This is a genomic window from Flexithrix dorotheae DSM 6795 (assembly GCF_000379765.1).
Lineage (GTDB): Bacteria > Bacteroidota > Bacteroidia > Cytophagales > Flammeovirgaceae > Flexithrix > Flexithrix dorotheae.
Window position 1 is genome coordinate 90,098 of the sequence record NZ_KB903435.1, and the last position, 21,923, is coordinate 112,020.

At 38.4% G+C, this 21,923-nt stretch carries 15 protein-coding genes; 6 read left to right on the plus strand and 9 right to left on the minus strand.

The genetic code is table 11. From position 1 onward, the window contains the following. Nucleotides 1-71: 71 nt before the first annotated feature. Both A3EM_RS0110155 and A3EM_RS0110160 read right to left on the minus strand, forming a co-directional pair. A complete protein-coding gene (locus tag A3EM_RS0110155) occupies nt 72-1,781 on the minus strand; it encodes a GMC oxidoreductase (protein WP_020528095.1) in 1,710 nt (569 codons plus the stop codon). Continuing rightward, the gene (locus A3EM_RS0110160; protein WP_020528096.1) at nt 1,774-2,418 is read right to left on the minus strand and encodes a gluconate 2-dehydrogenase subunit 3 family protein; all 645 of its coding nucleotides are present in this window, start codon (nt 2,416-2,418) and stop codon (nt 1,774-1,776) included. The genes A3EM_RS0110155 and A3EM_RS0110160 overlap by 8 nt, the downstream gene beginning before the upstream one ends. Nucleotides 2,419-2,620: 202 nt before the next feature. Between A3EM_RS0110160 and A3EM_RS0110165 the strand changes: the two genes are divergently transcribed. From A3EM_RS0110165 to A3EM_RS0110190, 6 genes are all read left to right on the plus strand, one after another. Further along, nucleotides 2,621-3,904: a mandelate racemase/muconate lactonizing enzyme family protein gene (locus tag A3EM_RS0110165; RefSeq protein ID WP_020528097.1), complete on the plus strand. Its 1,284-nt coding sequence runs from the start codon at nt 2,621-2,623 to the stop codon at nt 3,902-3,904. A gap of 19 nt (nt 3,905-3,923) precedes the next feature. Continuing rightward, a complete protein-coding gene (locus A3EM_RS0110170; RefSeq protein WP_020528098.1) occupies nt 3,924-4,460 on the plus strand; it encodes a Crp/Fnr family transcriptional regulator in 537 nt (178 codons plus the stop codon). A gap of 57 nt (nt 4,461-4,517) precedes the next feature. Then, nucleotides 4,518-5,099 (plus strand): DinB family protein, encoded by a 582-nt coding sequence (locus tag A3EM_RS0110175; RefSeq protein ID WP_020528099.1) that lies wholly within the window; start codon nt 4,518-4,520, stop codon nt 5,097-5,099. A 92-nt stretch (nt 5,100-5,191) separates the two neighbouring features. After that, nucleotides 5,192-5,674: an SRPBCC family protein gene (locus tag A3EM_RS0110180; RefSeq protein ID WP_026210214.1), complete on the plus strand. Its 483-nt coding sequence runs from the start codon at nt 5,192-5,194 to the stop codon at nt 5,672-5,674. A gap of 109 nt (nt 5,675-5,783) precedes the next feature. Continuing rightward, nucleotides 5,784-6,176: a BlaI/MecI/CopY family transcriptional regulator gene (locus A3EM_RS0110185; RefSeq protein ID WP_020528101.1), complete on the plus strand. Its 393-nt coding sequence runs from the start codon at nt 5,784-5,786 to the stop codon at nt 6,174-6,176. Beyond that, entirely contained in the window at nt 6,173-8,914 is a 2,742-nt protein-coding gene (locus A3EM_RS0110190; protein ID WP_020528102.1) for a M56 family metallopeptidase, read from the plus strand. Before A3EM_RS0110185 ends, A3EM_RS0110190 begins: the two co-directional genes overlap by 4 nt. Before the next feature lie 90 nt (nt 8,915-9,004). Here A3EM_RS0110190 and A3EM_RS0110195 read toward each other — a convergent pair whose 3' ends face one another. The 7 genes from A3EM_RS0110195 to A3EM_RS0110235 form a co-directional block, all read right to left on the minus strand. Further along, complete coding sequence (locus tag A3EM_RS0110195) at nt 9,005-12,196, minus strand: efflux RND transporter permease subunit (RefSeq protein WP_020528103.1); 3,192 nt, start codon at nt 12,194-12,196, stop codon at nt 9,005-9,007. A gap of 55 nt (nt 12,197-12,251) precedes the next feature. Further along, entirely contained in the window at nt 12,252-13,370 is a 1,119-nt protein-coding gene (locus A3EM_RS0110200) for an efflux RND transporter periplasmic adaptor subunit (protein ID WP_020528104.1), read from the minus strand. 53 nt (nt 13,371-13,423) lie between these two features. Continuing rightward, entirely contained in the window at nt 13,424-13,882 is a 459-nt protein-coding gene (locus tag A3EM_RS0110205) for a MarR family winged helix-turn-helix transcriptional regulator (RefSeq protein ID WP_020528105.1), read from the minus strand. A gap of 386 nt (nt 13,883-14,268) precedes the next feature. After that, nucleotides 14,269-15,729: a c-type cytochrome domain-containing protein gene (locus A3EM_RS0110215; protein WP_020528107.1), complete on the minus strand. Its 1,461-nt coding sequence runs from the start codon at nt 15,727-15,729 to the stop codon at nt 14,269-14,271. 101 nt (nt 15,730-15,830) lie between these two features. Beyond that, nucleotides 15,831-16,910 carry an NHL repeat-containing protein gene (locus A3EM_RS0110220; RefSeq protein WP_020528108.1) on the minus strand — a complete coding sequence of 360 codons (1,080 nt, stop codon included), beginning with the start codon at nt 16,908-16,910 and terminating at the stop codon, nt 15,831-15,833. A gap of 224 nt (nt 16,911-17,134) precedes the next feature. After that, nucleotides 17,135-18,589, minus strand: a complete 1,455-nt coding sequence (locus A3EM_RS0110230; RefSeq protein WP_020528110.1) for a DUF1501 domain-containing protein — start codon at nt 18,587-18,589, stop codon at nt 17,135-17,137. 48 nt (nt 18,590-18,637) lie between these two features. Continuing rightward, complete coding sequence (locus A3EM_RS0110235) at nt 18,638-21,874, minus strand: DUF1553 domain-containing protein (RefSeq protein WP_083925209.1); 3,237 nt, start codon at nt 21,872-21,874, stop codon at nt 18,638-18,640. Nucleotides 21,875-21,923 lie beyond the last annotated feature (49 nt).

Below are 21,923 nucleotides of genomic sequence, written 5' to 3' on the forward strand. Positions count from 1 at the left end.
TGCAAATGGAATAAAAAAAGGCAAACAAGCGCATCCGCCTATTTGCCTTTTTAATTCTTAGAACCAGCCTTTTATGCTTTACTTTCATTTATAGCATGATCTACTGCTCTGGCTGTTAAGGCCATATAGGTTAAAGATGGATTTTGTGTACTGGTGGAAGTCATACAGGCCCCATCAGTCACATAAACATTCTTACAGGCATGTAACTGATTCCACTTATTAAGTAAGGAAGTTTTAGGATCTTTTCCCATTCTTACCCCGCCCATTTCATGAATATCCAGTCCCGGAGCTTGTTTTGAGTCACTGGTTTTGATATCTGTGAATCCGGCTTCTTCAAACATTTCAGTGAATTGTTCAAAGAAATCAGCAATCATTTTTTCATCATTATCATCATAATCCAAATCTATTTTTAATAATGGAATGCCCCATTCATCCGTACGGTTGGTATCGAGCGTCAACTGGCTTTCTTCTTTTGGAATCGTTTCTCCCATAATGTGCGAGCCAACTCTCCATGGTCCATATTCAGGATTTAAAAGGTTTTTCTTCAATTCAGCTCCCATAACATCTTTGGTATCCTGAATTACTTGTCTTCCTGCAGAAAATCCTGCCGCATATCCTCTTAAGAAATCAGTTTCCTGTTTTTTTACATTTCTAAATCGGGGTATATAGGCACTGGTTGGTCTCCTTCCAAAACTGGCTTTATCTTTAAATCCTTCAAATTTTCCGGAAATTCTTCCCCGGTAAATATGGAATGCAATAAATTTTCCGAGCAATCCATTGTCATTTCCTAACCCATTGGGAAATCGCTTCGATTTGGAATTCAATAAAATCAGGTTGGTATTGAACGCACTGGCATTCACAAAAATGATTGGTGCATAATATTCTATCGTTTCTTTAGTATTGGCATCAATCACATTTACGCCAGTGGCTTTTTCTTTCTCATCATCATAAATGATAGAATGTACCACGGAATCATTTACCAGGGTTAGATTACCTGTTTTTTCCGCCCAGGGTAAAGTACTGGAATTACTGCTGAAATAGCCTCCAAAAGGACAACCTCTTTGGCATAACCGTCTTTGTTGGCACAATCCTCGTCCCTGATTTGCAAAATTTTGGGCATTCCCGGTAATATGGGCACATCTTGCGATAATGACATGTCTGTTGTTATTATACTTTTCCGCTACCTGGCCCTTAAAGTATTTTTCTACACAGGATAATTCCAGTGGGGGTAAAAATTCCCCATCGGGAAGTTCGGGAATACCATCTTTGTTTCCGGATATCCCTACAAATTTCTCTACATAGCTATACCAGGGAGCAATATCTTTATATCGGATAGGCCAGTCAACAGCAAAATTATCTCTGGCAGGGCCTTCAAAATCATAATCACTCCATCGCTGGGTATGTCTGGCCCACATCAGGGATTTTCCACCTGTCTGGTAACCCCGAATCCAGTCGAAAGGTTTTTCCTGTACATATGGATGTTCCTTGTCCTTAACAAAAAAGTGTGCGGCATCTTCTTTAAAGGCATAACATTTACTGATAATTGGATTCTCATTTTTAATGGCTTCCGGTATTTCCCCTCTGTGTTCAAATTCCCAGGGAAATTTATTGGTAGTAGGATAATCCTGGATATGCTTCACAGATCTGCCCCGCTCAATTACAAGTGTTTTTAAACCTTTTTCTGTAAACTCTTTTGCTGCCCAGCCTCCGCTAATTCCGGAGCCAATCACAATGGCATCATAAGTTCTTTGTTGCTTGCTATCTATATTAAAATTAGGCATAAATATTTATTCTTTTGGTAGGATCAATGGTTTCACATGGTTGGGAGCCTCCCGGAACTAACGGATAAGGCATCACCTCAGTCATGATATATTCCGATTGCATATAGCCATATTGGGTAAGTCCTTTAGTAGTATTGATAAAAGCCTTTATATCTTCAATGTAATACTCTGGTGGATGCTTCACCGCATCTGTTGATCCTTCTGCGGGTTCTGTTTTTTGCATATCCTCTTTCTTAATTCCCGGAACGGCCAGGGTTTCTTTAAGAAAAGCGATTCGCTCTTCCTGGGTCAATTTTTCGAATGCTTTATCCTTTAGTTTTTCTGTGTAAAGTACAAATTTATTCAGGCCGTTGATAAAGATAAGTTGATCAGATTCTTTCATACAGTCATCAACCATCACCCACACAAAGTTATGGACACCCAGCTCCTGAGCACCTGGGAATTTTTCTGAACTTTCCTGTGGGTCAGCAGGAATAATAGTGTTGACTAACTCCTTCAGAAATTCTTCCTGATCGGCTGTAATTTTCAGATTATTTAAGGCAATAGATACCTTTTTTTCTGAAAAATCACAGGCCGGGAGCAGCATAGTTCCTCCGGCAATAAGACCAAGGTTTTTTAATAATGATCGTCTATTCATTTTTGTTAATTTTCATATTTCAATTATAGACCTACTGGTAAAATAATTTCCAATCCCGAATATAATAAATCACTTTTATTCTTTCCTGTTTTAATTTTCTTAAATTGGAAAATCAGGGTTTTAATGAAGCCAACTCTCTGTTTTTTACCTTAAAAGGATGTAGAATCTTAAATTTCCACTTATCACCAAAACTGTCAAACTAATGAAACAGACCAGAAGAAATTTTTTAAGTAAAGCCTCTGCAACTGCTTTAGGAGGAACTATGCTTTTTCAATCGTGTACAAATGAAAAGGCTTTAAACAATCATGAAAATGAAGTCCTAAAAACAGATTATAATGACCTGGATAAAATTCTTGCTCAACCGGTTTTAAAAAAGTCACTTTTTCCCGATCCGGTAGTGATTGAGAAACTGGAATTGGTAAGATATGAAAATAATTTTTTGTGTAAAGTCACTTCCAGGGATGGTGCAGAAGGTATTTCAGTTGGGAATAATTTTCAGATGATTCATTTTTATCCCATTTTTTTAAATCGTCTGCAACCCTTTTTTATTGGTAAAGATGCCAGAGACTGGGAAGATTTACTTGAAGAGGTTTATGTATATAAAAGTAATTATAAAGTACAAAATCTGGCACTATGGGTGCCACTGGCTACGATTGAATTTGCTGTTTTGGACATGCTTGGAAAAATTGTCCAAAAATCAATCGGAGAATTAATCGGGGAGGTCCATCATCCGGAAATTGGCATTTATCAGGCGAACAATTTCAGAGGTAAATCTGCAGAAGAGTCGATTAAATTGATTGAAGAACAGGTTCAGGAATCAAATGCCAGGGCAGTAAAATTCAAAGTAGGAGGAAGGATGAGCAAAGATAAGGATTATCCGGCTGGCAGAACCGAAAAATTAATTCCCTTGGTGAGAAAAACTTTTGGTGATGAAATGATTATTTATGCCGATTCAAATGGTTCGTATTCTGCCAGGGAAGCCATCAGAATTGGGAAAATTATGGAAGAATATAAATATGATTTTTATGAAGAACCAGTACCATTCGATTGGTACGAAGAAACCAAAGCGGTTACAGATGCCTTAAAGGTGCCAATCGCTGGAGGGGAACAGGAACCCAGCATGCATAACTTCCGCTGGTTAATTGGAAATGATGGACTCGATATTGTGCAACCGGACATTTTCTATTTCGGAGGAATGATTCGATCCATGAAGGTCTCCCGAATGGCTGAAGCAAGAGGCAAAATTTGCATTCCACATATCTCCGGTTCGGGAATTGGATACCTGTATATGATGCATTTTGTTTCGGCAGTACCTAATGCAGGGCCTTACCATGAGTTCAAAGGATTCAATCAGGAAATTCCTATGGAATGCCCTACTTCCGATTTAAACAGTGAAGGAGGAAAAGTGAAAGTACCTACTGGTCCGGGTTTGGGACTCATTATCGATCCGGATTATATTGCCAAACATAAGTTGGTAAAAGCTTAAAAATAAAAATTTCAGACTTATGAATCTGATAGCTGAACTCAAAAACAAAATCGATCAGGCAGGACTTTGGGGAAAAGACATTAGCCTATCCCGAAATCAATACCTGAAAGTAAAGGGAAGTGTGGACACCAATTTGTATTATGTAGTGAATGGTTCCTTGAGAGTTTTTTTGGACAATGATCTGGAAGAGCATACCATCCGGTTTGGCTATCAGGATAATTTCATTGCTGCTTTGGATGCTTTCATCTCTGAGAAACCATCCGATTTTTACATTCAGGCTTTGAAAAAATGTGAATTAAAAGTGGTTTCGAAGAAAAAATTTGTGGCTTTTATGGAAGAAAGCCGGGATAATCTATTGCTTTGGCATAAGATAATGGAGCAGCTCATTTATCAGCAAATCGAAAGGGAAAAGGATATATTGATCAGTTCTCCAATGGAGCGTTATGAAAGGGTTTTAAAAAGAAGCCCCCAACTATTTCAGGAAATTCCCCATAAATATATTGCTTCCTATCTCCGCATGAGTCCGGAAACCCTTTCCCGTCTCAAAAAACCTTGACTTCAATCAAGATTTATCAATTTAAAAACCCTGAATTTTGAAATAAAAACAAAAGTTATGAAAATATCAAACACCAGTTTAATTGAAGATTTAATAGAAAGAACCAGAGAAAACCTCAATCAGGCAGAATCATTTATGGAATTTTCCTCCGAAATGCTCAATTGGAGGCAATATGAAAATAAATGGAGTATCCTGGAATGTATTGCTCACCTCAATTTGTACGGTGACTTTTATTTGCCAGAAATCAATAACAGAATTGAAAATGCCCGGCAGTTGGACAATCCTATTTTCAGAAGTGGATGGTTGGGTAATTATTTTGCCAAAAGCATGCTGCCCAGGGAAAAACTGAATAAAATGAAAACCTTTAAAAGCATGAATCCTCTAGGCAGCAAACTGGATAAAGAAGTGCTAAAAGAATTTATCAACCAGCAAAAGACCATGCTGCGTCTGTTGGACAAAGCCCGAACTATTGACTTAACCAAAACCAAAACCTCCATTAGCATTTCCAATTTTATTAAATTAAGACTTGGAGATACATTTAGGGTAGTGATTTACCACAACCAAAGGCATATCGTACAGGCAAATAATGTGTTGGTACATCACAAGGAAATGAGCGGAGGATTGAAAATGGAGGTTTAATATTATATTTGGCCTAAAAAAATATGGATTAAAATGATTTGAAGTTCCATGGTTTTTTAGGCTTTCATTTACCTTTTCATAACAATCAGGATATGCCCAGAATTAAATTAAAAACTATTATTTATGCCGAAATCCAGGTAGTTTTTGATTTATCCAGAAGTATTGATTTACATAAAATTTCCACTGCTCAAACACAGGAAGAAGCTATTGCCGGGAAAACAAGTGGTTTATTGGAACTGAATGAATCGGTGACCTGGCGAGCCAAACATTTGGGCATAACCCAGACTTTAACTTCAAAATTGACGGAGTTTAACTCTCCCGGGTATTTTGCTGATGAAATGGTGGATGGGGCATTTAAGCGCTTTAAACACGAACATTATTTCAGTAAATTAGGGGAAAAAGTGGAAATGACAGATATTTTCGATTATATATCACCTTTTGGGATATTGGGTAAAATAGCCGATTTCCTCTTCCTGGAGAAGTATATGGAAAACCTGCTCATTAAAAGGAATCAGGTAATTAAAGACTTTGCGGAGACGGAAAAGTGGAAGATGGTTTTAGCTCAGAAACCATAAAAATTAAAATATTACGAAAATATTCGTAGATAGACTTGACTTATTCAATTCTCTCTAATACATTTGTTACGAACTTATTCGTAGATTATAATTTTTTATCCCTTTTCATATGAAAAACAATCCACTACCCAAACCGACCGAATCGGAACTGGATATTTTGCAAATACTCTGGGAGTTTGGCCCAAGTACTGTCCGATTTGTAAATGACCAGCTGAACAAGCTCAAAACAACCGGATATACCACCACGCTGAAAATTATGCAAATTATGGCAGAAAAGGGACTGGTGGCCCGGGAGCTTTCTGGAAAAACCCATATTTATGAGGCAGTTGCCAAAGAAGAAGCTACCCAACTTCAGTTACTTGATAGATTTGTTGAAAAGGTGTTTAAAGGCTCAGCGGCAAAATTGATGCTGCAGGCATTGGGCAATAAAAAGTCCAGCCCTAAGGAAATCAAACAAATCAAAAAATTATTAGAAGACCTTGAAAATAACAAAGAGCTATGAATATTTTAGATAAAATTGCTACTATGGATAATATGGTAGAGGCCCTGAGCATCACTATTTTACATTCTCTCTGGCAGGGTTTACTTATTGCGGTATTATTGGGAATTATTCTTAAGATCCTTCGAAGAAAAAGCGCTGAAACCCGATATTTAGCCTCTTTGTCCGCTATGTTGGTTCTACTTGTTGTGGTGGTGAGTACATTTCTGATTACTTTCCAATCTGAAGAAAACCTGAATACTTCTTCCGGATTAATGCCATCAATTATTTATGAGGATTTATCGGAATTGTCAATTTCCAGTAAGTCAACCAAAAATTCACTATCATCTTTATTGAGTAGTTTTTACAATAACACTGTGGAAACAATAAAAACCTATTCTGATATGATTTTCATTTGTTGGCTGGTAGGGGTTGGTTTTTTCTCTTTGCGATTTATCAGTGGGTTATATTATATTCAAAAAATCAAAACACAGAAAGTTCAACCTGTAACTGAATACTGGCAGGAGAAACTGGAGGTGATGTGTGCAAAAATGAATATTTCCCTGAAGGTTAGCCTGTTCCAATCTGATTTGGTAGAAGTGCCTACGGTAGTTGGGTGGTTAAAACCAGTGATTCTGATGCCTGTGAGTATGCTTTCTCAAATTCCAGTAGCTGAAATTGAAGCCATTCTGGCACATGAACTTGCGCATATCAGGAGGTTCGATTATCTGTTCAACATCCTTCAGTCGATTATTGAAATTCTCCTGTTTTTCAATCCTGCTGCCTGGTGGATTTCTGTTTGTATTAATGATGAAAGGGAAAACTGCTGTGACGACCTTGCACTGAAAGCTACAGGAAGTGTAAAAGCCTATGTCAATGCCCTGGCCAACCTTGCACAAACCCAGTATAATACACCCGAGTTTTCACTTTCGGTAATGGGGAAAAAGGGCAGTGTATTGTATAGAATAAAAAGAATTGTGGCGAAGGGAAACAATCAGTTGGAAAGTGCCAATGCCCTTTCTCAAAAAACACTTGGAAGATTTACCGCAGCATTATTTACCCTATTCCTGCTGGTTTTCTTTACAGTATCTTCCGGATATAAGCCAAGTAATGCGATGCCTCCTGAATGGAAAACAGACCAGGTAAAAACTATTTTTCTGGATGATACCACCAAAAAGAAAAAACTGAAAGTAATTGAAATAGCAGTGGAAGGTAACTCATCAGAGATTGCTCAGGATTCCAATGTCTGGGTGAATGAGGAAATTTTCACCATAGAAGATGGAGATACCATTATGCACAATATTGTTGGCATTGGAGAAGGAGGTACCTGGGTAGGTAAAAATATGGATGGTTCATTTGATGGTGTGGATGAAATCATTGAATTTCATTCTGAAAATGATTCTCTTTTAAATACACATGACGTGAAAGTGATGTACTTGAAAAATGGGAAAATGATAAGAGAAGAGCTTATGCAATATAAGGGAGATTTTTATCAGGGGGATTTTCATTTCGAAAATGATAGTTTAAACTCGGGTAAGGGAAAAAAAATTCAGGTGAATTTGATTAATGGAAATAATCCAAATTTACCATTAGGGGATTCGACCAAAAAGCAAAGAAATATAGTATTTATTGGAAAGGATAGTCTTCATACCGGAAAACATCATGATGCAAAAGTAAGAATCGTATCTACCAATGAAGGAAAGGATCCCCTATATGTGATTGATGGAAGGGTGCAAAAAACAAATAAAGAAATATTTGATTTAGATCCTCATGAAATAAAACGTATGGATGTACTTAAAGGCGAAAGTGCTATTGCAATGTATGGAGAAAAAGGGAAGGATGGTGTAATTTTAATTACCACAAAAAATAATAAAGAGTCAAAAGAAAATCAAAAGAAAAAGATTGATTTAATTGACAATAAAAATATAGAATCGGATAGTACTTTTTCTGGGAAACATCATGTGTCACGAGTAAAAATTGTATCACCTAATGGAGTATTAGAACCCCTTTATGTTATTGATGGAAAAATTCAAACTGAAATTAATGATTTAGATCCAAATAGCATTAAGAATATCGAAGTACTTAAAGATGAAGCTGCTATTGCCAAATATGGAGATAAAGGGAAAAATGGGGTAATTATTATTACCACGAAATCCTTCAAAGAACCAAAAGAAAAAGAGAAGGTTAAAACCAAGGTAAAGGTTAAAAAATTTGCTGAATCGGATAGCAATCTTGTAGTAGATATTAAAGATTCTAACAGCGTTAAAATCAAGTCATCAGATAGCATGGATGATGTTACCATTTTTATTGATGGATTTGAAAGTTCCCAAAAATCTTTGGAGGCACTGGATCCTACAAGCATTGCTACCATTGAAGTGATAAAAGGTGAAAAAGCAGTGGAAAAATTTGGAGAAGTGAGTAAAAAAGGGGTGATTTTGGTAAAGACTAAAAAAGGGACTGGACCTGTAGTTGAAAAGCAAAGTTTAGTCACAAAATCAGCTTTGGCGCAATCTGTAATAGCCTATCCCAACCCAACCGAAGGAGAGATGAATATCAGTTTTGAGTTAAAGGAAAATGAAAAAGTAAGTATTGAAATATTCGATCTTTCAGGTAAAAAAGTGGAGACCTTATTGAACAAATCAATGGCTGCTGGCAAGCACCAGGTAACCTGGGACTCAAAGGATTTGCCCTCAGGTTCTTATTTGCTGAATATCTCTACCAAAAATGAAAAAATTGAGAGGAAAGTTTTATTAAACAAATAAAAGCCCCAGCTTTTCCAAATCAATATTTTGGGTTCAATTAATTAGAAAAAAAGCTGTTTCCAGTTCGGAAACAGCTTTTTTTCTAATACCTCAATATTCTTCTTCCACCAATTCTTGGTGCTGGTCAGGTTGCTCTTGTTCTTCTACCTTTTGTTCCTTTATAGCCCTCTCTACTTCTTCTCTGGTTGGTTTCTTACCACTGATCAACCAGAGGAATCCCACTTTTATCATATTTCCTGTAGAAAGCAACATTGGCAACATCACCAGGGTGAGCAGGGTAGCCAGACTTATTCCGTAGGCAATGGAAATCGCCATTGGGATTAGGAATTGCGCTTGCCTGCTGGTTTCAAATATCAATGGGGTCAGTCCGGCCACAGTGGTAATGGTCGTTAGAAAGATTGCCCTGAACCTTGATTTTCCGGCTTCAAACAATGCTTTTTCATATTCCATTCCTTCCCTCAGGTATCCATTAAATTTTTCGATTAATACCAGGCCATCATTCACTACAATTCCTATTAAGGCAATGATGCCCAAAAAGGATAAAATATTGACAGGAAATCCGTGAATCCAGTGCCCCCAGGCCACTCCGATTAAACTGAAGGGCACCATTAACAATAATAAAAGAGGCTGACTAAAAGACCTAAAAGTAAAGGCAATCACCACAAAAATGAGGAAAACTATTACTGGCAATACCAACCCGGCTGAGCCTGTAACTTTATTGGCTTCCCGGTTTTGTCCTTCAAATAAAGCCGTTACACTGGGAAATTGTGCATTGATCACCGGCAACATTTTAGCTTTGATTTCCTGCTGAATATCTGGTCCGGAATCCACATTAGGATTTTTCAAATCCGCATCAATTCTAATTTCTCTTTTTCCGTCCAGGTGATTGATAGAGATTTCCCCTCTTTCGATGGAATAATCGGCAATTTCACTTAGTGGAACCCGCTGACCACTTGGACTTACTACCCGCATATCGTCCAGGTTTTTGATAGATGATCGCTGTTCTTTATTATACCTTACCCAAACCCTGATCTCATCTCTTCTTCTTTGGAAACGCTGCGCCTGATAGCCGAAAAACCCACTTCTTACCTGACTAATTACATTATTTAGCTGAAAACCCATGGCATAGGCATTGTCTTTTAGGCTAATTTTTATTTCCTTAATTCCTGCAGGGTCGTTATCCGCTAAATCTTTCAGGGCAGGATGTTGGGCCAGTTCTTCTTTTAAATATTCTTTTGCTGCTTTTAATTCCTGTATATTGCTACCAAGTAAGGAAACTGAAACAGGTTTTCCTCCAAAATTACTTCCAGATCCAAATTCCACACTTTCCGCTTCCTGAATGTTCCCTACTTTTTCATTAATGGCAGTGGCGATGGCAAAAGAAGGAAAATTTCTTTTTTCACCAGGAAGCAGGTTGATTAAAAGGGAAGCATTGGATGTTCCGGGCCCAATTTTTCTGATGATATTTTCTACCACATCAATATTGCCTTCCTGCCTGGCTGTGAAATCTTTGTTTACCTCCCAGGCTGCTTCTTCAATCACTGTGATTAGAGAATCAGTGATGGCTTCATTTGTCCCTTGTGGCATTTTTAAAGTAATGGAAACCCGGTCACTGGCAATATTTGGGAAAAAGGAAACCCGGATAATTCCCCCTGCAATAGCCCCCAGGGTAACTAAAAGGAGTGCAATAGGAATGGCAAAGCCAAGTAACTTATTGTGAAGGAAAAATTTTAAGTAAGGCGCATAAAGTTTATCCCGCATCCAGGTAATCAATTGATCGGCATATTTATTAAACCAGTAGGTTTTTTGCTTGCTGGTAAGTGCTTTTGAATGGGCTACGTGAGCAGGTAAAATTATAAGAGCCTCAATCAGAGAAACTGATAGAGTAAGTATTACCACTATCGCAACTTCAGAGAAAAACTCCCCAATTCTTCCATCCAGAAAGAAGAAGGTAGAAAAAGCAATAAGTGTGGTAAGAATAGCGGATGTGATAGGAGGGATCACTTCCATAGTTCCATCAATAGCCGCTCTTATTGCAGATTTTCCTTTTTCATAATGGAAGTAAATATTTTCTGCAATCACAATACCATCATCTACCAGGATACCAATTACAATGATCATCCCGAAAAGTGACAGTACGTTGATGGTCACGCCCAAGTAATTGGCAAAAATAAACATCCCAAAAAAGGAAATTGGTAATCCAAAAGCTACCCAAAAAGCAAGTCTTGGTTTGAGAAAAAGCGCCAAAAATAACAATACCAATAAAATTCCCTGAGTGCCATTTTCCATTAAAAGTTCAGTCCTTTGCACAACGGTGATGGAGGAATCCCTTGTCACATCAAGTTTTACATTTTGATGGGTCTCATTGAAATTTTCAACATATTCTTTGGATTTGTTGGCAACTGAGATTAAATCTTCGGAGTTAGTGGTACTCACCGTGATCGTCACGGAAGGTTTTCCATTAAAATAGGATCTTTCAGGAGTTTCGGACCACCTGTCCCTTACCTCTGCAATATCACTTAATCTCACCAGGTTACCCTTTTGATCTGCTTTTACAACAATATGGTCCAGCTCATCACCGTGATAAACCCGGTTGCTTACCCTGATCAGATATTCCTCATAGGCAGTCTTAATTGATCCACCCGTAACCAGAATATTGGTGCTGGTAACGGCATTGGCCACTTCCTGAAAAGTCAGGTTGTAGGCTCGGAGTTTACTTTCATCAACAGCAATTTCTATTTCCTCGGCTGGGAACCCGGAAATTTCTACCTGGGAAATGCCATCAATTCCCCTTAAGTCGGTTTCCACATCTCTGGCAATGGTTTTCAGAGATTTAAGAGGCACATTATCCCCACTAAGGGCAATGGAGACAGCTTCTGTTCGGAATATTTCTTTGGAAATAACAGGAGGCTCCATACCTACAGGAAATGAAGGGACTTTATCCACTGCATTTTTGATATCTGCAAGTACCACATCAATATCATATCCTTTCAGGATTTCTACCCGAATACTGGCAGAGTTTTCTGAAGAGGTAGAAGTAAACCGGTCAACTCCGATTAATCCCCGGATGTTATCTTCAATTTTGAGTACTATCCCTTCCTCCATTTCTTCAGGCGAAGCCCCGGGATAATTTACACTAATATTGATGTTTCTGGATTCATTAAGAGGGAAAAACGAAGATTTTAAAGAGGAAAGACCTGCTATTCCCAGAACCACAATTCCCAGGATAACCACATTTACGGCTACCGGATATTTGATGAAATGAGCAATAATTTTCTTCATGTGTATATATATTTTGTAGGCCCGGTGTTGTTGACTTCTTGTCGATCAGAAAAAATTACTGAGCGGGTTGATTTGTATTTACCTCCATCCCTGAGTATGCACCCGGAACGGGTCTGATTACCAACTGATCTCCATCTTTTAGGCCTTTTACAATAACAGATTTTTGCATTGAATAAACTGGTTCTATGTCCACTAATTCCAGTTTCTTATCTTTTACTATGTAAAGCTTTGAACCTTCCACCAGTAAATTTCTGGCCACTTCTTTAGCATCTTCAATAGGGTTTCCTTCAATTACTGCTTCCAGATACATCCCTTCTCTCAAATCTTTACCTGTTAACTGAATAAAAATTTTCACAGTTTGAGTAGCCAGATCAATTTTCCCGTTTATTCTAGAAATTCGTCCTTCCCATTGGTGTTTTTCAAAACCGGGTTCCCTCACTTTCACTTTTTTTCCAATTTCCAGTGATGACATTAAGGCTTTTCCTACAGCTACTTCCATTTCGTAGGAAGAAGTGCTGATAAATTCTCCCAATTTCTGTCCCTGTCTGATTAAAGTGCCCGGAGTAAGTACACCATCAGTTACCACTCCAGAAAATGGAGCCCTTAGTGTATACTTCTCGTAAATAATCTCCATGTTTTTGGTATTATAATAAGAAGCATAAATATTTCTGGCCGTGATAAAAGTTCGCTCTTTTTCAGATTGAGGTTTGGGTAACTCCGGGACTGGTTTTTCCAAATCAAAATCCCTGAGATAAGTCGCCCAACTATCGAATGATTCCGGGTAATCCAGTTTTAAATCAGCCATTATCGCATTGATCAGATTTTGCAGATTACTTTTCTGAGCCATCAAATTGGCATAATGGTCATTGCTTCGGATTTTCACCATCACTTGTCCCTGATTAAAATAAACACCGGGTTTAAATTCCTTACCCGTTTTTTCCATCACTCCCTGCACTTCAGAAAATAATTCTATTTTATTTTTAGCTACCAAAGACCCGCTTTCAATTACTAAAACAGGCACATTAGTATTTTCTACTTTTTCCACAAAAACAGTTTGTAATACATTTTCTGGTTGGGGTCTCCTTGGTTTTTTCGTGTCTTTAAGTTTGGTAAAACCAAAAAAACCTAAAACTAAAACCACAATCCCAATTCCTATAGTGATGTACTTTCTCATGTTTATTTTTTAGTATCGATTTTATTATTTAGTGTTTATAAAAAGCCCAATGTTTAGTTTGAAGCCCGGTTAATATTATTGTTTACTTTTTGCATTACTTTTATTACTGTCTCAATTTCTTCAGGTGAAATTCCTTCCTGTATACAACCAACCACTTTTTCTATAACAGGTGCCGATTTCTGTAAAATTTCGCATCCGTGTTTAGTAATGAAAATATGATTGATCCTCCCATCAATTTTAGAAGGAATTCTTTCAACCAGTTTTTTTTTTTCCATGGTAGTAATCAGCCGGGCAAGAGAGGCTTTATCTCTGTTGGTGAGGAAAGCCAGGTTTTGTTGAGGTTGTCCATTTTGTTCATTCAGCTTTTTGAGCAGAATCCATTGGACTTTGGTTAGTTCGATGCCTTTTAGGTTGAGGAAATCTCCTATAAAATAATCAAGAACCTTCATTGTCCTTCCCATCCAGGGAAGTAAAGTGTGCTCCAGGTTAAGGATGTCTTCCTTTTTTTTCATAACATAGAATATTAAGCGCAAAGATAGACAATTATAAGAAGTAGTTGCATATGCAATTAAATAAACTGATAAACTATGTGATTTTTTCAACCAACCTGAAATGGAAAACAACCAAATTGAGTAAATGTTCAATGAAAAAAAGGGAGGGGTGTAGGAAAATGCTCACAAGTGCTGCTATGGTGCTCATCGGGATTTATAATCCCGATGTTCTATCGTAGGATTTTTAATCCGGATCATCATTGCAAAATCGGATTATAAATCCTAGGATAGTGATTCGACTTTGCAAAAGTCGAATAGCTTTTATTACAATTTTTCATAAATATAAAAGCCCGAGTTGTTTAACACTCGGGCTTTTCATTTTTTGGTAGAAAGTAATAAAAATTCTATTATGCTTCTTTAGTTGAGTTAGCAGTAGAATCTTCCATTTCTACACCTATGTTAATTTCCATGTCAGGTCGCTCTTCTTTAACGTTGCTTACTGCCTCTTTATTTACATTAGTTTGCCATAAATAAACTTTTTTCAAATTTGGCAGCTTTTTTAAAGAATTTAAGCTCTCATCACCCACCTTACTTCCATATAAATTGATGTATTCCAAATGCTCGAGTTTTTCCAAATGTTTTATGCCAGCATCTGTAATCTCATTTTTATCCAATCTCAGTTTGGTAAGATTAGGCAATTGACCGATAATTTCCAAATGCTCATCCGTAATATTACAATCGCTTAGATTCAGCCAGGTTACCTGATCTTTAGCTTTCAATAAAGCTTCAAGATTTGCTTTGGTAACCTCTTTTCCAGAAGTGGCAAAATTTACATCCAAAAAGGAATTTTCCATGGCGATGTTCATCACCAGAGCGCCTTCTTTTTTGATCCCTTCAATGGCTTCAGGAGAGGCTGCTGCCATTTCAGTTTCAAGGAAATCTGGTTTTCCGGCTTCCCCAACACCCAAAGTCTTTTCCAGAGTCAGTTTAATTTCATCATCCATTCCCACCTGGGCCACTTTATTTTCATAAGAAGCTCCTTTATTAATCCACCAGGCAATAATTTCCACTTCCTCATCTGATAATGGTGTTTTACCTTCCGGAGGCATAAAATCATCATCATCATGCGGTAAGGTAATTCTTTTGTAAATTTCACTGCCATGCGCATTTCCGGCTTCTATGATTGGTCCATTTTCCCCACCTGCCTTAAAAGCCTCTACTGAAGTTAAGAGCAATTCTCCTTTTTGCTTGTCAGGATTGTGGCAACTTACACATCTGGCCTCCATCATGGGCTGAATGATATCTTCAAAAACCAAAGCCGAATCCAAATTTGTAATTTTTTTCCTTTCTTTCCCTTTTCTGGGTTCCATCCCCACAATACTCCTGAATGGCTCGGGTGTATATTGTGTAAGATAAGTAGAACCGTGGGTTAAATTTCCTCCTAAATGACCGGCAAAAGTCATTATCCCCATTACTGCAAAAAGCGAAAAAGTGTACAACTGCTTCATCAATTGCTGATCGCCATTTTCAGATTTTATTTTGGCAAAATAGGCTACAAAAGCAAATACTGCTACAAAAATACCCAGCCATTTGTGCCAGAATAAAGTGGAATCATCATAACCACCACCCTGAGAAAGCATAAAACCAACGATGGCTGAAACTACTGCACTGATTCCTCCTAATAAAAGCGCAAATCCTGTGGCATCTCGTAGACTTTTATATTTTTCCTGCCATCTTGAAGCCATTTCCATTAAAAAAGCCAAAATCAAAAAACCAATTGGCATGTGCACCACAAGCGGATGAAACCTTCCAAAAAAGATCACAAAGTCTGAAGGACCATCGGCAGCTAATAAAATATTGAATATCATAACTGATAAAATTTAGTATGTACCATGTTCATTATTCTGAGAAAATTCATTTCTTATCAAATTGTAATGGCAAAATTGAAATGTTTTTTAATTATTTAAATTTAAACCCTTTCCAGTTTTATAGGATAAGTCTGGTGAGCATTCCACTGGCAGACATATATGTTTTTATCTTCATCGATACACACATCATGGCAGTGATTGAAAACCGGAGTTTCCTGCACCATCAATTGTAATTCTCCATTTCTGTATTCCGGAGCAGTTCCTGCCGGGTTGGAAATGACTTTATCCTTTTTATCCAAAATAGTGACGAAACCGGAATCGTTGGTACGGTTCAGGTATTTTAATCTCGACCAGCAAACCCCTGCATAAATATTATCATCATCAATTACTGCCCGGCACACAAAAGCTCCGGGTAGGAAAATAGTAGACAAGTATTTACCATCAAGCGAAAATCTCTTGAATGAATTATGAGATCTTGAAGTACAAATTAAAGTAGGATTTTTCTTGTCTCTTGTATCCAGACAAACTCCGTGAGCTGTATCGAATTTATCATCACCATCCCCTTTTCCACCAAAATGCCTGATGTATTCTCCTTTGGAATTATACTGAATGATATACTGTGAACCATAACCATCGGCTACATAGATATCACCATTTGGACCAATGGCAGTTTCAGTAGGCTTGAAGGGATCGTCTTCCTTGTAAATTCCAATGGTTTTAGGATGGTCTATCGTTAAAAGGATTTTTCCATCTACAGTAGCCTTGAATACTTTGCTGATATTAGGATCGCAAATGAATAACATATCTTCACCGCCTTCATTGGATAAAGTTAAGCCATGGCCGCCAGGGAAATCGTGGCCCCAGGAATCCAGTAATTTACCGGATTTGTCATAGATTAAAATATTATTCTTGGTTTCGTCCCCCACCATGATCAACCTTCCTTTGGAGTCCATCACCATTTCATGGCAATTGTTAATTGGGGTTTTGGCAGGATCCAGGTTCCCCCATTCTTTATGCACACGGTATTTAAAATCTCCATGTCCAATAACTTCCTTGCTTAATTTTGGTTTGCTTTTGTTGATATTAAAGCTGTAGGTTGGTGTTACTAATGCAGTTCCTGCTAATACTCCAGCACTCTTCAAAAAGGTTCTCCTATTCTTACTTGTAGATTTCATTTTCATCTTATAAAATTAATATTTCTATTTGTTGAGTCAAAATTTTTTAATAACAACCATTTGGTTTCAGCAGGGTTTGCATTTTTGCGACCCTCCGTTTTTGTAAGGGTTCTGCTATAAAGCAGGGGCTCTCTTAGGAGAAAACCCTGTTGAGACAATGGTAAAACTTGCAATATCGGGATTGTTTCCAATTTTTAAAAGTCCTTTAATTCTTATTGAATTCAAAATAATCAGGTTAATAAATCAGTGACAACGTTTCCATGGACATCTGTTAACCTGTATCTTCTTCCCTGATGTTTGAAAGTCAGTTTTTCATGGTCAACTCCAAGCAGGTGAAGTAAGGTAGCCTGAAAATCGTGCACATGGACGGGGTCTTTTACGATATTAAACCCAAAATCATCGGTTTGGCCGTGAATGTAACCTTTTTTCACTCCAGCTCCCGCCATCCATACAGAAAAGCAATAAGCATGATGATCTCTGCCATAATTTGTCTTGGTTAATTTCCCCTGAGAATAATTAGTTCTTCCAAATTCTCCTCCCCATATCACCAAAGTATCTTCCAGTAATCCTCTTTGTTTTAAATCTTTGATTAATGCTGCCGTAGGCTGATCCACACTTTTACACATGGTTTGAATATCGTTGGGTAGATTGCCGTGCTGATCCCATCCCTGATGATACAATTGGATGAATTTCACATCTCTTTCGGCCAGTCTTCTGGCTAAAAGGCAATTGGCTGCATATGTTCCAGGTTTTCTGGAATCAGGACCGTACATGTCATAAATATAATCTGGCTCCCCGGTGATATCCATCGTTTCAGGCACAGAACTTTGCATTCGGTAGGCCATTTCATATTGGGCAATTTTCGATTGAATTTCCGGATCTTCAAAAGCATTATATTGGTTTTCATAGACCTGCTTTAAATATTCCAGTTGTCTGGCCCGGTCATTTCTGTCAATTCCCGGAGGATTGTTCAGGTATAAAACAGGGTCTTTCCCCGAACGGAATTGTACCCCCTGGTGCAGAGAAGGTAAAAAGCCATTGCCCCAAAGTCTTGAATAAAGTGGTTGGCCACCATTTCTTCCGGCTGATAGCAACACACAAAAGGAGGGTAGGTTTTCATTGTCGGTACCCAGGCCATAGCTAAGCCATGAGCCAATAGATGGCCTACCCGGTTGTTGAGATCCGGTTTGGAAGAAAGTAATAGCCGGATCGTGATTAATGGCTTCAGTGTACATGGATTTGATCAGGCAAATTTCATCTGAAATTCCGGCAATATTGGGCAGTAATTCACTTACTTCTATACCAGACTGGCCATGTTTATTAAATTTGAAATGAGAAGCTGCTAATGGAATGGATTTTTGACCCGAAGTCATTCCTGTAAGTCTTCTGCCCTTTAGCACAGAATCGGGAAGTTGTTCTCCATGCATTTTTTCCAAAGTAGGCTTGTAATCATAAGTTTCCAGCTGAGATGGGCCACCCGATTGAAAAAGATAAATAATCCTTTTGGCTTTAGGCAGATGGTGCAATTTATCCAGAATGCCACCGCCATCATTGGGTATTCCACTGGAAGCTAATAATTTATTTCCTGAGAATAAAGAAGCTAATGCTACTCCTCCCAGGCCTAGTGAACTTTTGGTAAGAAAATCTCTTCTGGATTTTGTGCGGTGGTTTTCAAATGCTTTCATATCAATTTAAATGTCTTTTTTGTCTTTAAAACTTGGCCAATTTTTACCCTATCGCTTGGTATAAACTTCATCCTGATTCATCATCATGCTGGTGGTCACGGCAAGTGCTGCAGTTTTTACCGGATCAAGCTGGCGATCAAAAGGCATATCACCAATGGACAAAAGTTCCCGGGCTTTTCCAGGATTTTCCTTATAGTTTTTCAATTCATCCTCATACAGATTTTTAAACAATAATAACTCGTCCTGATTGGGATTTCTGCCGGTTAAGAGTCTGAAACCGGTTTCAATTTTGGTATCAATTTCTCCTTGATCGTCTTTCAATAATTTTTCAGCTAACACCCTGGAAGCCTCCACATATTGTGGGTCATTAAGCAACACCAGTGCCTGTAAAGGTGTATTGGTATTTTGCCTTCTCACTATGCAAACATTCCGGTCGGAACCATCGAAAGCCATCATAGAAGGGGGAGGGGAAGTTCGTCTGATAAAGGTGTACATGCTTCTTCGGTAAAGTCCTTCTCCTTTGTCTTCCTTGTACTTTAATAAAATGGCGGAAAAGGAAGCTTTTTCACTCCACAATCCTTTTGGCTGATAGGGCTTTACACTGGGGCCACCTACTTTTTTCACTAATAGTCCGCTGGAAGCCAAGACATTATCCCGAATCATTTCCGCTGACATACGGTGTTTTGGGCCTCTTGCTAAAAGGATATTTTCAGGATCAGATTCCCTTAATTCCTTCGAAGCTTTGGAACTTTGTCGGTAAGTGGCTGACATTACAATCATTTTTTGAAGTGCCTTTACATCCCAGCCGGATTCCCTGAAATGGATGGCAAGCCAGTCTAATAATTTGGGATGGCTGGGTAATGCTCCCTGGTTTCCAAAATCTTCCGGAGTACTCACTATTCCTTTTCCAAAATAGTTTTGCCAATAGCGGTTTACTGTAACCCTGGCAGTTAAAGGATTATCTTCATGGAAAAGCCATTGTGCCAGTCCAAGTCTGTTTTTAGGTAAATCCTCAGCGAAGCTCAAAACAGCATCGGGTGTTCCGGGATCAACTTCTTCTTTTGGAGAATCATAAACCCCTCTGTCCAACACATGCGTTTTTCTGGGTTTATCCATTTCTTCCATCACCATCACTTCCGAAATAGTATCCAAAAGACTGAAATCCTTTTTCCGGATATCCAGTAATTCTTGTTGAATTTTTTTGACTTGAGCATCCTGAGTTTTGGCAAAATACTCGGCTGCCAGCTTTTTATCATTATCCGTCCAATTATCTGGATTTTCGGGAATACCATCTTTTCCGGCTAAAACTGCAACTTCCAAAGCGGATAAATCCCTGTTGTAAATCACAATTTCTGAAAGGTTTCCTGTATAGATTCCATTATCTCCTGAAAATGCCCTGTAGCTTTTTCCAAATTGTAAGTTTTTATTCTGGGATTTTAGAGATTTATACAGGTTATCATGGTGAACAGTCACCTCAGCTTCCTTACCATTGAGGAAAATCTTCAAGCCCTTTGCTTTACTGGACCCATCGTAGGTAATGGTAATCTGAGTCCATTCTTTTTCCGAAACTTTTTCTTTTGTTGAAATATGGATGAGGTTATGGGGTAAGGCATGCATTAACCTTACTGTAAGTTGCAGATTTTTATCCAGGTAAGCCTCATAACCTCTCCAGTAAGAGTTTTTATTTCCGGCATTTCCAAAAATTACGGTAAAATCATCTACATTTTCCGGAGCTGCCCAAACCCCAATACTGAAGGGTTCATATCTTTCTACATGGGCCACGCCTTCCAAATGAAGATAATCATAATCGTCATTAAAATTTAATCCTTTATGTGTTCCTCTTTCCACAATATCCAGTTCTCCATAGGCTTTTGCAGGTTTGGATGGCGATTTCAGGTTTCTTGTTTTATTATTTTCGGTCTGCTCCAGCGGGTAATGTGCCACAAGGCCATTTTGTGGAATTTTAGCAGGTTTTTTAAATTGTTTTACCAATAAGTCAGATTGAGAAATCTGTTCAATTATTTCCGCTAGTTTTTCGTCACCCCCTTTAAGCTGATTTTTGATAAATTCAATTTGCTGATCGGTTTCCTCTGATGTCATCCACAGCATGGGACCTGCATTGCCATCATCTCCGGTCATTCCCACCTCATTCACATTATTATAAAAAGCAGAAAGTTTGTAAAAATCCTTTTGGGTAAGGGGATCATATTTATGGTCGTGACACCGGCTACATTCCAGGGTTAATCCTAAAAACGCTCTTGAAGTTGTAATAGCCCGGTCAAATACATATTCTAGTCGGTATTCTTCATCCACAATTCCACCTTCGGCTGTCATCGGATGATTTCGCTGAAATGCCGTTGCCAGAATTTGTTCTTTGCTGGGGTTGGGCATCAGATCTCCGGCAATTTGTTCAGTTACAAACTGATCGAATGGCATATTTTTATCAAATGCATCTATCACCCAGTCACGCCAGGGCCACATGTAGCGATAACCATCTGCGTGATAACCATGGGAATCGGCATAACGAGCTACATCCAGCCAGTCCATAGTCAGTTTTTCAGCGTGTTCTTTGGACTTTAAAAGCCGGTCTACCAGCTTTTCATAAGCATTTTCAGAGTGGTCATTTAAAAATGCATCAATTTGTGAAAGGGTAGGGGGAAGCCCTGTAAGGTCAAGATAAACTCTACGAACCAGTGTTTCTTTATTGGCTTCCTCAGAAAAGGAAAGTCCTTGTTTTTCCAGATTATTTAATACAAAATAGTCAATTTCATTTATCACAAGACCCTCTTCCTTTACCGTGGGAACTTCAGGTTTTTCAGGTTTGATAAATGACCAGTGAGGTTTGTATTCTGCACCCTGCTCAATCCATTTGGCAATAGTGGCAATTTCCTCCGTGCTTAAAGTAAGGTTGGATTCGCTTGGTGGCATTACCTGTTCCGGATCGTCAGAAATCATGCGGTACCAGACTTCGCTTTTGCCCAGCTTTCCCGGTACAATGGCATGTTTTCCCGGTGATTCCGTTAATGCGGCATAAGCTCCTTCTTCCGTGTCCAGTCTGAGGCCGGCTTCTCTTTTATTGTTATCAAAACCATGGCAGGCAAAGCACCTGTCGGAAAGAATTGGTTTTACATGCAGGTTAAAGTCAATTTTTTCGGGAAGATCCTGATAAGCCTCCACAATTTCTGCTGGCTTTTCCACATGACAGCTTGCCGAAATTAGCGCAATGAATAGACAAAGAAGCTGGGAAGAGAAAAGGTAAATGCTAGGTAATTTTCCGCGTTTCATATTTTTTAGAATTATGTTAGTATCGTCCGGGAAGGCAGCCCTCTAAATT